We start from the raw sequence: 12,712 nt of genomic DNA on the forward strand, positions 1-12,712 counted from the left end.
GTCCTCCGTGTCTTGCGGCGGTCACGGGTCGGCTCGAGGCGACCAGTCCAAGCAGACGATCAGTGCGTCGTCCGCGAGCTCGGCACCCGCATGGTACTCGCGGAGCTTCCGCATGACGCTGCTGATCGCCTCGGCTGGAGGCTGCAACCGCGTCGATCGTATGGCACGGCTCAACTCCCGCTCACCGAACGTCGCCTCGTTCGGCTTGGCGGCCGAATGCACCCCGTCACTCACTACGAAGAGCCGATCGCCTGGGTTCAACGTGGTGCGTTCCTCCACGTAGCGGGTGTCTCCGAACATTCCCAGCGGAAGCTGGGCGTCAAGCGCCATCTCCGTGACCTGGCCGTTGCGGACCAGCAGCATCCGGGGAGACCCGGCGTCGATCATGCGCAGCTCGCCGGTGACGGTGTTGAGCGCGAGGAGCAGCGTGGCCACGTGCCGGGCGCCGCCGTACTGCGAGAAGATCGCGTCCGCCGCGAGGACCGCCTGGTCGGTGAGGTCACCGGGGAGGCTCTGCCCGGCCGCGATCGACCGGCGGGCGTTGCGCATCGCGTTCACGGCGAGCGTCGTGAGCAGCGCCGCGTCCAGGCCGTTGCCCATGCCGTTGAGCGCGGTGACGGTGAGCCAGTCGCCGTTGATCGACCAGTCGAAGTGGTCGCCGCCGACCGCGTACGCCGGCTCCAGCTGCCCGGCGAACTTCACGCCCGGCTGCTCGTAGGCCCGGGCGGGCAGCAGGTCCCACTGCAGCTCGGCGGCCATGGTCAGGCGGCCGGTGGGGCGGCGGTCCAGGTGGAAGCGGTCGGTGCGGCGATAGGCGGCGGTGAGGGCGACCGCAAAACTTTCGGCCAGCTCCTGCAGGAGCGGCCGTTCGACAGGCACCCGGTCGGCGTCGAGCTCGACGGTCAGCACGCCGACCCGCTCGCCCCAGGCGGTCACGGGCAGGTGCAGGCGGGCCAGGGCCTGACCCTCCCGGGTCTCCACCACGGCCGTCTGGCTGGCGAACGCCCGCATCGCGGATGCGAGCCGGTCGCCGAGGTCTTCGGCGCTCTCGTGCGCGTCCGCACCGGCCGGTGCCAAGGTCGTGCTGCGATAATCGGCCAGCCACACCGTGCTGTGCTTGGTGCCGTGGGCCGAGCTGAGATACGCGTCGAGGGTCTCCACCAGCCGATCCGGTGGAGTCGTGCGCAGTGCCTTATCCAGGGAAAGTACGCCGGACATGCGAGCCTTTCGCCAGCCTATGCTTGCCGTGCGGCAAATAATATAAGGCAGCTCTCTCGGCTCTTCAGATACCCACTATCGGGATGGATCTACACCCAACGGGAGCCCAGCCACATCCGGGCGAACCAGCTGGTGTAGGGAATGTCCACGCCTGCGTAGATTGGGTAGAAATAGGCGAAGCAGGCGGCCACGAGCACCACGTAGGACCCGACGATTATCGACCCGATGAGCCGCTGATCGCTGTTCGGCCGCAGCTTGCGGGCCGGGCCGAGGATCGCGCCGAGCACGTAGACCACGGCCAGCACCAGGAACGGCTCGGACGGCAGGCAGTAGAAGTAGAACATCGTGCGGTGCTCGGGCATCTCGTTGAACCACGGCACGATGCCGGTCAGGGCGCCGGCCATGATCAGCCAGGCCCGGCCGTCGCGGCGGGCGATGGCCAGCCAGCCCAGCGCGATGAGCGCCGGCAGGAACGACCACCACAGCAGCGGGGTGCCCAGCAGGAGGATCTCGGCGGCACAGCTCGGGGCGCCGCAGGTGCCGGACTGCTCCCAGTAGAACGCGACCGGGCGGCCGAGCAGCAGCCACTGCCATGGCCACGACTGGTACTGGTGCTTCGTCTCCAGCGTGACGTGGAAGTTGTACGCCTCGTGGTGGTAGTGCCACAGGTTCACCAGCGGGTCGAACCAGCGGTCGTGGGCCAGGCCGTTGCTCTCGGCGTACCAGTGCCGGAAGTAGCCGCCGTCCGAGAGGAACCAGCCCCACCAGCAGTTGATGTACACGACGACGGCGATCGCGAACGTCGCCACGAACCAGGCGAACCCGTCGCTGAGGATGCCCTCGCGCACCCAGTGCTTGTAGCCGGCGCTGCGCCGGGCGCTCATGTCGAACGCCACCATGGCCACGGCGAAGATCGCGACGTAGTAGATGCCGCTCCACTTCACGCCGCAGGCGAGGCCCAGCGAGATCGCGGACAGCAGTCGGTACCAGGGGAAGCCGAGCCGCGGTCGCGCGCCCGGCCGGTTCGGTTCGAGACCGTTCTCCAGCAGTCGCAGCCAGCGGGCCCGGCGCTGCTCGCGGTCCAGGACCAGGAAGAAGAACGCGACGACGATCCAGAACATCAGGAAGATGTCGAGCAGGGCCACCCGCGAGAGCACGAAGTGCATGCCGTCGAGCGACATCAGCAGGCCGGCCAGGCCCGCGAGGATCGTGGAGCGGAACAGCTTGTAGGCCGCGATGACGATCAGCAGGATCGAGATGGCGCCGACCGTGACGGCGGAGATGCGCCAGCCGAAGGAGTTGTACCCGAAGAGCTGCTCGCCGAGCCCGATCATCCACTTGCCCAGCGGCGGGTGGACCACGTACTGCGGTGTGTTGTCCTCGGGGTTCCACTCCACCCCGCGCTGGAGCAGGTCCTGCGCCTCGTTGGCGTAGTAGACCTCGTCGAAGATGACGTCCTTCGGATGCGCCAGGTTGACCAGGCGCAGCAGCAGCCCGATCCCCGTGATCAGGGCCGCGACGAGCCAGAAGCTGAGGCCGCCCTTCGGCGCCGGGGCCAGGCGGCGGCGGACGATGTCGGCCACCGCGCGCACCGGCTGGACCGGGGCGGGGGCGGGGGTCTCCGGCTCGCTTGCTTGGGTCAGCACACCCGAGGTCATTGGGCGATCGTAGGGGTCGGGGTGCCACCATCGCACATGTGCCATTGATTCTGCTCGGGGCTTTCCCGGGAAATCCCGGGGACGCGTCCCCCCGCCTGCGTGAAACACTCGCGGCCGCCGAGGTCGTGGCGCCCGCCGACCTGGCCGGCCGGCTGGCCGCGGGGGACACGGTGGCAATGTGGACCGCCGGCGTTCCCGATCCGGTGCGCATCGCCGTCGATCTCGGGGCGGCGGTGACGGCCGTGCCCGGCCCGAGTGCCGCGATCACCGCCCTGGCGCTGTCGGGGCTGCCGAGCGACCGCTTCTGCGTGGAGTCCGGGGCCGCGGACCTCGGGCGGCTGGCCGCCGAGCCCCGCACGCTGATCTTCACCGAGGTGCTGGACCTGCCGGCGCTCGCTCAGGCCTTCGGCGCGGACCGGCCCGCGGCCCTGGTGGCGGCCGACCGGACCGCCCAGCGGGGGACCCTCGGCGCGCTCATCGCGCCTGTCGCGTCCGGCGGGGCCGTGCTCGTCGTCGGTGGCGCACCGCCGGTGAGCGCCGGCCGGCCGGCCGACGGGGAGCTGGCGGCCGAGGTGGCCGCGCTGGTGGCCGGGGGCGCCGACCGCAAGCGGGCGACCCTGGAGGTGGCCCGGCGGCACTCGCTGGCCAAGCGCGAGGTCTACGCGGCGGTCATCGCACACAAGTAAGCCGATCCGATCAGTAGGCGGCAACCACGACCGCGGCGGCGAGGACCAGCGGGGCGGCCGCGGTCAGGGCCCAGGCGACCAGGCGGTCGCGCAGCCGGTTGAAGCGCCAGGCGCCGGTCAGCCAGGCCAGGGTGATCCCGCACAGCACGATCAGGCCGGCTCCGGCGGCCCAGCGGACCCGCAGGCCGGTCGGGTTGCCGGCGTAGGCGATCCGCCCGCCCGGCACCATCTGCGCCGCCACCGTCGTCCCCGCCGGCCCGTCGAGGCCCATCAGGCGGGTGCCGGGGACCGGCTCGTGTCCCGGGCGGGTGAACTCGGCCAGGCAGCGGCGCAGCACCCCGGAGCCGTGACACGAGGTGATCTCGGCGGTGCCCCGCACCCCGCGGCCCATGTCCAGCCAGAACGGCTCGGCGCTGGTCCACGCGAAGAACAGGGTCAGCAGCGCGACGCCCAGCATGGCGCTCAGCCCGGCGCCCGCGCTGCGGGCCGGCTTGACCCGGCGCTGCCGGCGACGCCGCTGGGGCGCGGAGCGGCGGTCGTCGCGCGGCTGGCGCATGGCCCGCATCGCCGGCGGTGGCCACTGGTCGGGCAGCCCGGCTAGGTGGTCCTCGACGGCCGTCCGCCCGGCCGCGTGGGCCGCCTCCAGCTCGCCGGCCTCCTCGGCCTGCGCGTGGGCACCCTCGGGGTGCGGCGCCTCGTGGAGCGCGAGCGTGGTCGTCGTGGCCGGCCACAGCGGAAACTCCGGGTCCGGGCCGTTCGCCGGGGGGTCGGCCCGGCGCTCCGCGGCCGCCGGGAGGGGCGGGGGCGGGGGCGGTGCCGTGGGGACGGCGGCGGACCGGGAGGCGGCGGCCGGCACCAGGACCCGCACCGGGGGAATCCCCGCGGCCTCGCCCCGCCAACCGCGCCGAATAGGCTTTACGCTCACGTTTTCCATTGGACAACGGGCGATAGCCGACGTATCGGACGTGGGGGCGCGTGTCGGCAGAATCTATCTCGTTCGCCGAACTCCCGGACGGGTCACTACGCTTGCAGGTCATGAGTCGTGTTCTCGCCGCGGTCGCCTGGCCTTATGCCAACGGACCGCGCCACATCGGTCACGTGTCCGGATTCGGGGTGCCGTCCGACGTCTTCAGCCGCTACATGCGGATGGCCGGGCACGACGTGCTGATGGTGTCGGGCACCGACGAGCACGGCACGCCCATCCAGGTCCAGGCCGACGCCGAGGGTGTGACCCCGCGGGAGCTGGTCGACCGGTACAACCGGGTGATCGTCGAGGACCTGCACGGCCTCGGGCTGTCCTACGACCTGTTCACCCGGACCACCACCGGCAACCACTACCAGGTTGTCCAGGAGCTCTTCGCCGGGCTCTACGACAACGGGTACATCATCGCCCGGACCACGCTCGGCGCGATCTCGCCGTCGACCGGGCGCACGCTGCCCGACCGGTACATCGAGGGGACCTGCCCGATCTGCGGGTACGACAGCGCCCGCGGCGACCAGTGCGACAACTGCGGCAACCAGCTCGACCCGGAGCAGCTGATCAATCCCCGCTCGAAGATCAACGGGGAGACGCCGCAGTTCGTCGAGACCGAGCACTTCTTCCTCGACCTCCCCGCGTTCGCCGACCAGCTCAACGCCTGGCTCGACACGCGCGAGGACTGGCGCCCCAACGTGCTGAAGTTCTCCCGCAACCTCATCGACGACCTCCAGCCCCGGGCGATCACCCGCGACCTGGAGTGGGGCGTGCCGATCCCGCTCGAGGCGTGGAAGGACCGCACCGACAAGCGGATCTACGTGTGGTTCGACGCGGTGATCGGCTACCTGTCGGCCTCGATCGAGTGGGCCCGGCGCACCGGCGACCCCGAGGCGTGGCGGCAGTGGTGGCAGGACCCGCAGGCCCAGGGCTACTACTTCATGGGTAAGGACAACATCGTCTTCCACTCGGTGATCTGGCCGTCGATCCTGCTGGGCTACTCCGGCCCGAAGCCGCAGGCCCTGGGCGCGCTCAACCTGCCGACCGAGGTGGTCTCCTCGGAGTACCTGACGATGGAGGGCAAGAAGTTCTCCTCCTCCCGCCGCGTGGTCATCTACGTGCGGGACTTCCTGGAGCGCTACGACGCCGACGCGCTGCGCTACTTCATCGCCGTGGCCGGCCCCGAGTCCAACGACACCGACTTCACCTGGTCGGAGTTCCGCCGCCGCAACAACGACGAGCTCGTCGCCGGCTGGGGCAACCTGGTCAACCGCTCGATCTCGATGGCGGCCAAGAACTTCGGCGAGATCCCCGCGGCCGGCGAGCTGACCGCCGAGGACACGGCGCTGCTGGCGTCGGTGCGGGCGGGCTTCGACACGGTCGGGCAGCTGATCGGCAAGCACCGGCAGAAGGCCGCGATCACCGAGGCCATGCGGATCGTCGGCGAGGTGAACAAGTACTTCTCCGATCAGGCCCCGTGGAAGCTCAAGGAGGACAAGGCCCGGATGGGCACCGTCCTGCACGTGGCGCTCCAGGCGGTGCAGGACTGCAACACGCTGCTGACGCCGTTCCTGCCGCACGCCGCCCAGCGCATCCACGAGCTGCTCGGCGGCACCGGGGTGCACGCGCCGATGCCCGAGATCCGCGAGGTCGAGGATCTGGACAACGGCACGACGTACCCGGTCCTGATGGGCGACTACACCGTCGGCACCCGGTGGGAGCACGTCGAGATCCAGGCGGGCACCGCACTGCAGGCGCCGACCCCGGTGTTCAAGAAGCTCGACGAGTCGATCGTCGAGGAGGAACTGGCCCGACTGCAGAGCTAGATGGTGTACCAGCTGTCGCTCTCGTGGGCGTCGGACACCTCGGTGGCCGGCGCCCACGCCTCGTAGAGGCCGCGCTCGACGCAGTGGGCACCGAGGCGGGCCACCTGGTCGCCGTCGGGCCGGGACAGCCGCAGCCGCAGCCAGTCGCCCTCCTGGCGGATCACCGTGCAGCGGGCCTCCCGCCAGGTCGCGCGGGGCACGCGGCGGGCCAGGGAGTCGAGGGGGTAGCGCGCCGCCCGGGTCTTCGCCGCGACGCGGAACTCGCCCGGCGGGTCGACGATCGCCTCGAACAGGTTGTCGCGGTAGGTCCCCACGTAGCGGGTCAGGCCCGGCTCGATCGGGAAGTACTCCTGGTCGGACTGGTCCGGCAGCAGGTGGCGCCACTGCGGGCCGTGCATCCGGCTCCAGGCCCGCTGCTCCGGCAGGTACGTGTAGAGCGTGACCTCGGTGCCGTCGCGGGTGTAGGCGACGAGCGAGGTGTTGGCCGGTAGCGGCAGCTCGGCCAGGTCGGCGGTGACGAACTCGGGCACGATGTGCTTGCCGCTGGGGGCGAAGCCGGTGCCGATGACCGGCGGTCCGAGGCGGTCGTGCGGCGGCATCGTGACCAGGCCGGCGTAGGCGCCGGCGAGCGGCACGTCGTAGTCGTGGGCGTCGACGGCCCGCCAGCGCACCGCGAAGACCACGTCGGCGGTGTTGTGCTCGCCGGTCAGGATGGCCAGGTCCTCGGGCGTGCGCAGGTGGGCCACGTCGAAGGCGCGGTAGCAGAAGCCGCTGATCGGCCAGCCCTTCAGGTATCCGTGCAGCTGCCGGCCGGACAGAAACTTGATCATCCGGGTCCCGCGCCGCACCACCGCGGTGCGGCGGATCGGGGCGAGCGCGCCCGCGGCGGCCGGGGTCTGGCTCAGCCGGTGGACGGTGGCCCAGTCCAGCGCCCGAGTGACCGGCATCAGCAGCGGCTCGTCCTCCAGCCCGTCAAGGGCGGAGGTGACCTCGGTGGCGTGGACGAAGCGACGGTACGGCCACTTGGCCCCCGGGCGCGGGTTGGGCAGGAAGCCCGGCGCCGGCTGGGTGGCGTACACCTCGTACGCCGCGCCCTGGGCGATCTCCTCGGCCGGGTACGCCACGCCGTCGATGGTCACGCTGTGCGTCGCGGACCCTTCCGCGTGTCCGATTACCGTCACTTTCCCGACGCTAGGGTGGCGTCATGGTGCCGAGATGAATGGAAAGTGAACGACACATCGGGCATGGCATCCTGGACCCCGATGAGTGCGAGAAAACACAGCCGCCAGGGTGCGTTCCCCCCGGCGACGGAGCCTTTGCCGGTCGCGGTGCTGGACAGCCACACCCACATCGACATCACACTTGACGGCCCCTACGAGTCGATGGGCGGCGAAGGTGGTGCCGGCCCGGCCACCGTCGAGGACGCGATCGCCCGGGCCACCGCGGCCGGCGTCGACCGGCTGGTGCAGGTCGGCGTCGACGTCGAGTCGTCCCGGTGGGGCGCGGAGGTGGCCGAGCGCCACCCGGCCGTGCTCGCCACCGTGGCCCTGCACCCCAACGACGCCCCCCGGCTGGCCGACCTCGACGGTGCGCTTCGCGAGATCGAGCGGCTGGCCGCCCACCCGCGGGTGCGGGGCATCGGCGAGACCGGGCTCGACTACTTCCGCACCGGCGACGAGGGGCGCAAGGCCCAGCACGAGAGCTTCCGGGCCCACATCGCCATCGCCAAGCGGCACGGCAAGACGCTCGTCATCCACGACCGCGACGCCCACGACGACATCCTGCGGGTGATCGACGAGGAGGGCGCGCCCGACCAGGTCGTCATGCACTGCTACTCCGGCGACGAGGAGTTCGCCCGGGAGTGCCTCGACCGCGGGTTCCTGCTGAGCTTCGCCGGCACCGTGACCTTCGGCAACGCCGGGCACCTGCGCCGGGCCGCGGCGATCACCCCGCTGGACGCGATGCTCGTCGAGACCGACGCGCCGTTCCTGACCCCGATGCCGTACCGCGGGCGCCCCAACGCCTCCTACCTGATCCCGCTGACCGTGCGGGCCCTGGCCGACGTCACCGGCCACGACCTGGCCGCGCTGTGCGCCGCGATCTCGGCCAACGGCGAACGAGCCTTCGGACCCTGGACGTGACACTCCTCGGCCCCGCCGACGTGCGGCAGCTGGCGGACCGCCTCGGCATCCGCCCCACGAAGCAGCTCGGGCAGAACTTCGTGCACGACCCCAACACCGTGCGCCGGATCGTGCGGGCCGCCGAGCTCACCCCGGACGACGTGGTGCTCGAGGTCGGGCCGGGGCTCGGCTCGCTGACCCTGGCCCTGCTGGAGCGCGAGCTGCCGGTGTGCGCGGTGGAGATCGACCCGCCGCTGGCCGCCGCCCTGCCGGAGACGGTCGCCAAGTTCGCACCGGAGCACGCGGACCGGTTGACGGTCATCACCGGGGACGCGCTGCGGGCCGACCTCGCGTCCGTGCGGCCCTCGGCCCTGGTCGCGAACCTGCCGTACAACGTCGCCGTCCCGGTTGTCCTGCACCTGCTGGCCACCGTGCCGTCGCTGCGGCACGGGCTGGTCATGGTGCAGAAGGAGGTCGCCGACCGGCTCACCGCCGGCCCGGGGTCGCGGGTCTACGGGGTGCCGAGCGTCAAGCTCGCCTGGTACGCGACCGCGCGCCAGGCCGGCAAGGTCCCGGCCGCCGTGTTCTGGCCCGTGCCCAACGTGGAGTCCGGACTGGTGAGCTTCGCCGTGCACGACGGCGTCGCGGGCGACCGGCGCGACACGTTCGCGGTCATCGACGCGGCCTTCGCCCAGCGGCGCAAGACCCTGCGGGCCGCCCTGGCCGGATGGGCCGGCAGCCCGAACGAGGCCGAGCGCATCCTGCGGGCCGCCGGTGTCGACCCCGGACTGCGGGGTGAGCAGCTCACGGTGGAGGACTTCACTCGGATCGCCGTTCAGGGCCGGCGCCGGCCGGCCGGCTCTGCGCCGACGGGGCCGGTGTCGCCTGACGACCGGGCCACCGGGGAGCCCGGGTAGGGTGCAGCAGTGACCGAGCCGCTCTTCTCCGAGGACGACGAGGAGTTCGACCGGCCGCGCCTGGCCGCGCACGGACCGGTCCGGGTCCGCGTGCCCGCGAAGATCAACCTCCACCTGCACGTGGGACCGGTCCGCCCCGACGGCTTCCACGAGCTCACCACCGTCTACCACGCGATCGGGCTCTACGACGAGCTCACCGCCCGCCGCGGCGACACGCTGACGCTGACCATGGAGGGCGAGGGCACCGGCGCGCTCTCCCTGGGCGAGGACAACCTGATCATGCGCGCGGTGCGGGCCCTGGCCGCCGAGACCGGCCACGACGCCTTCGCGCGGCTGCACCTGAAGAAGCAGATCCCGATCGCGGCCGGCCTGGCCGGTGGCAGCGCCGACGCCGCCGCCGCGCTCGTGGCCTGCGACCACCTGTGGGGCACCGGCCTCGCCCGCGACGACCTCGCCGCCATCGCCGCCACCCTGGGCTCGGACATCCCGTTCCTGGTCCTCGGCGGCACGGCGCTGGGCACCGGCCGCGGCGAGCTCGTCAGCCCCGTGCTCACCGGCGGGCACGCCTGGCACTGGGTGCTCGCAGTCGCCGACGAGGGGCTCTCCACGCCCGTGGTGTACAAGACGTTCGACGAGCTCGGCGGGGCCGGCGTGGCCGGCTCACCCGACGACCTGCTCGCCGCGCTGCGCCAGCGCGACCCCGAGGTCCTCGCCGACCGGCTCGCCAACGACCTCCAGGCCGCCGCCCTGCACCTGCGCCCCGAGCTGCGCCAGGTGCTCGACGCCGGCCTCGACGCGGGCGCCCTGGCCGGGCTGGTCTCCGGCTCCGGCCCCACCTGTGTCTTCCTGGCCGAGGACGCCCGGCACGCGGCGCTGCTCGCGGCCGAGCTCGAGGCCCGCGCATGTTGCCGGGCCGTGCGTACCGCGGCCGGACCGGTTCCCGGGGCAAGGGTGTTGTAGTGGCTTCTCGAAGGACTTTGTGATGGCCAATATCGTCAGCCTGGACAAGGTCTCCAAGACGTATCCGGCGGGGCAGATCTTCGACGAGATCTCCCTCGGCATCGACGACGGCGACCGGATCGGCATCGTCGGGCTCAACGGCGCCGGCAAGACGACACTGCTGCGGATGCTCACCAAGGCCGAGGAGCCCGACGAGGGCCGGGTCACCCACCGCCGCGACCTGCGCGTCGCCGCCCTGCCGCAGACCCTGGACCTGCCGCCCGAGGCGACGGTCCGGGCCGTGATCGTCGGCACCGCCTGGCTGCCCGCCGCGTTCGCCGCCGAGCACGAGTGGGCCGGCGACTCCGGCGTCCGCACTGTCCTCAACGGCCTCGGCATGCCCCACCTGGGCCTGGACGCCCCCGTCGGCCCGATGTCCGGCGGCGAGCGGCGCCGCGTGGCCCTGGCCGCGCTCCTGGTGCGCCCGGCCGACCTGCTCATCCTCGACGAGCCCACCAACCACCTCGACGTCGCCGGCATCGCCTGGCTGGCCCGCCACCTGCTCCAGCGCCGCGGCGCGCTCATCGTCGTCACCCACGACCGCTGGTTCCTCGACGCGGTGTGCACGAGCACGTGGGAGGTCGCCGACGCCACCGTGCGCGCCTACGAGGGCGGCTACGCGGCCTGGACCCTCGCGCGGGCCGAGCGGGTGCGGGTCGCCGCCGAGACCGAGGCCCGCCGGCAGAACCTGCTGCGCAAGGAGATCGCCTGGCTGCGCCGCGGCCCGCCGGCCCGGACGAGCAAGCCCAAGTTTCGCATCGACGCGGCCAACGCACTCATCGCCGACGTCCCGCCCGCCCGCGACAGCGTGTCGCTGCAGCGGCTGGCCGTGACCCGGCTCGGCAAGCAGGTGTACGAGCTCGAGGGCGTCTCGCTGCGGGCCGGGGACCGGACCCTGCTCGACCCGACCGACTGGCTCGTCGGTCCCGGTGACCGCATCGCCATCCTGGGTGCCAACGGCGCCGGCAAGACCACACTGCTGCGCGTCCTCGCCGGTGTCCGCGAACCGGACGGGGGCCGGCTGCTGCGGGGCAGTACCGTCAAAGCCGCCTTCCTGTCTCAGGAACTGCGCGAACTGCCGAACGACATGCGCCTGCTCGAGGCGGTCGAGGAGGTCGCCAAGCGGGTCCGGCTCGGCGACCGCGAACTGACCGCCGGGCAGCTGGCCGAGGTCTTCGGCTTCACCGGGGCCCGGGTGTGGACGCCCGTCGGCGACCTCTCCGGCGGCGAGCGGCGCCGGCTGCAGCTGCTGCGCCTGCTGGCCACCGAGCCGAACGTCCTGCTGCTCGACGAGCCGACGAACGACCTCGACATCGACACCCTCGCGGCGCTGGAGGACCTGCTCGACACCTGGCCGGGGACGCTGGTGGTGGCCAGCCACGACCGGTACCTGGTCGAGCGGGTCGCCGACACCGTCTACGGGATGCACGGCGACGGGAAGCTGCGCAACCTGCCCGGCGGCGTCGACGAGTACCTCTCGCACGTCTCCGAGTCGGCCGGGTTCGGTGCTCCCTCCGGTCCGGCCGCCGCCGTGGCGCGAACCCCTGACCTGCGGGCCTCCGAGAAGGACCAGCGGGCCGCGAAGAAGGAGCTGGCCAAGCTCGAGCGCAGCATGGACCGCCTCACGCAGAAGGAGGAGCAGCTGCACGCCAAGCTGGCCGAGCACGCCACCGACTACACGAAGATCACCGAGCTGGACGCCCAGCTGCGCGCGGTACAGCAGGAGAAAGCCGAAATCGAGGAGCAATGGCTCGCCCTGGCCGAGATCGCCGGGTGAGCTCGCTTTAGGATTGCGGTATGGCCGCTCACTTTCCTGTCAACCACCACCTGAGGCCGCTCTACCGGCTGCTGGCCGCGGTGTCGGGCCTGTACATGCTGGTTTTCGGCGTGGCCGGCTTCATCGCGACCTCCGGATCCGACTTCTTCACCCGGGACGACGCCGAGTGGGTCCTGGGCCTGCGCACCAACCCGGCGTTCTCACTGCTGTCCATCGTGGCCGGCGCGGTCGTCCTCGGCGCCAACGTCATCGGCCGCAACCTGGCCCACGCGATCAACACGCTGGCCTCCATCGTCCTGATCGTGGTCGGCATGGCCATGCTCGCCCTGATGCAGACCGAGGCGAACATCTTCGCGTTCTCCATGGTCAACGTGATCGTCACGTTCATCCTGGGCTTCGTGATCGGCACCGCCAGCCTCTACGACCGCGTAGGCCCGCGCACCGCCGCGACGGCCGAGGACACCCACCGCAACAGCCCGGCCGCCGCCCGCTCCTGAGCCGGCCCGCTCTTGAGCCGGCCCGCTTCTGATCCAGCTCA

Annotated in this window: 11 protein-coding genes; 7 read left to right on the top strand and 4 right to left on the bottom strand. The window is 72.0% G+C overall.

From position 1 onward, the window contains the following. Positions 1-21: 21 nt before the first annotated feature. Together Dvina_RS04490 and Dvina_RS04495 are read right to left on the bottom strand one after the other, a co-directional pair. On the bottom strand, positions 22-1,161 hold the full coding sequence (locus tag Dvina_RS04490; protein ID WP_246656020.1) for a PP2C family protein-serine/threonine phosphatase: 1,140 nt from the start codon (positions 1,159-1,161) through the stop codon (positions 22-24). Between the two features lie 146 nt (positions 1,162-1,307). After that, entirely contained in the window at positions 1,308-2,921 is a 1,614-nt protein-coding gene (locus Dvina_RS04495) for a dolichyl-phosphate-mannose--protein mannosyltransferase (protein ID WP_380030375.1), read from the bottom strand. Here Dvina_RS04495 and Dvina_RS04500 point away from each other — a divergent pair. Further along, entirely contained in the window at positions 2,915-3,562 is a 648-nt protein-coding gene (locus tag Dvina_RS04500; RefSeq protein ID WP_380030377.1) for a 16S rRNA (cytidine(1402)-2'-O)-methyltransferase, read from the top strand. The genes Dvina_RS04495 and Dvina_RS04500 overlap by 7 nt on opposite strands. A 10-nt stretch (positions 3,563-3,572) precedes the next feature. Here Dvina_RS04500 and Dvina_RS04505 read toward each other — a convergent pair whose 3' ends face one another. After that, positions 3,573-4,487: a hypothetical protein gene (locus Dvina_RS04505; RefSeq protein ID WP_223101098.1), complete on the bottom strand. Its 915-nt coding sequence runs from the start codon at positions 4,485-4,487 to the stop codon at positions 3,573-3,575. A gap of 110 nt (positions 4,488-4,597) precedes the next feature. On the opposite strand from Dvina_RS04505, the gene metG reads away from it, so the two are divergent. Continuing rightward, positions 4,598-6,361, top strand: a complete 1,764-nt coding sequence (gene metG, locus Dvina_RS04510) for a methionine--tRNA ligase (RefSeq protein WP_223101099.1) — start codon at positions 4,598-4,600, stop codon at positions 6,359-6,361. Here the strand turns inward: metG and Dvina_RS04515 are convergent. Continuing rightward, positions 6,358-7,542 (bottom strand): hypothetical protein, encoded by a 1,185-nt coding sequence (locus Dvina_RS04515; RefSeq protein WP_246656021.1) that lies wholly within the window; start codon positions 7,540-7,542, stop codon positions 6,358-6,360. The two genes, metG and Dvina_RS04515, sit on opposite strands and share 4 nt — an antisense overlap. A gap of 81 nt (positions 7,543-7,623) precedes the next feature. Here Dvina_RS04515 and Dvina_RS04520 point away from each other — a divergent pair, with 81 nt between their 5' ends. From Dvina_RS04520 to Dvina_RS04540, 5 genes are read left to right on the top strand one after another with little or no spacing between them, the layout of a single operon-like run. Beyond that, the gene (locus Dvina_RS04520) at positions 7,624-8,502 is read left to right on the top strand and encodes a TatD family hydrolase (RefSeq protein WP_246656022.1); all 879 of its coding nucleotides are present in this window, start codon (positions 7,624-7,626) and stop codon (positions 8,500-8,502) included. After that, entirely contained in the window at positions 8,499-9,398 is a 900-nt protein-coding gene (gene rsmA, locus Dvina_RS04525; RefSeq protein WP_380030379.1) for a 16S rRNA (adenine(1518)-N(6)/adenine(1519)-N(6))-dimethyltransferase RsmA, read from the top strand. Before Dvina_RS04520 ends, rsmA begins: the two co-directional genes overlap by 4 nt. A 9-nt stretch (positions 9,399-9,407) precedes the next feature. Then, a complete protein-coding gene (locus Dvina_RS04530) occupies positions 9,408-10,358 on the top strand; it encodes a 4-(cytidine 5'-diphospho)-2-C-methyl-D-erythritol kinase (RefSeq protein ID WP_223101101.1) in 951 nt (316 codons plus the stop codon). A gap of 22 nt (positions 10,359-10,380) precedes the next feature. Beyond that, entirely contained in the window at positions 10,381-12,174 is a 1,794-nt protein-coding gene (locus Dvina_RS04535; RefSeq protein WP_223101102.1) for an ABC-F family ATP-binding cassette domain-containing protein, read from the top strand. Between the two features lie 20 nt (positions 12,175-12,194). Then, positions 12,195-12,671 carry a DUF4383 domain-containing protein gene (locus Dvina_RS04540; RefSeq protein ID WP_223101103.1) on the top strand — a complete coding sequence of 159 codons (477 nt, stop codon included), beginning with the start codon at positions 12,195-12,197 and terminating at the stop codon, positions 12,669-12,671. The last annotated feature ends 41 nt before the right edge of the window (positions 12,672-12,712 follow it).

The sequence above is a fragment of the Dactylosporangium vinaceum genome (assembly GCF_019904175.1).
Lineage (GTDB): Bacteria > Actinomycetota > Actinomycetes > Mycobacteriales > Micromonosporaceae > Dactylosporangium > Dactylosporangium vinaceum.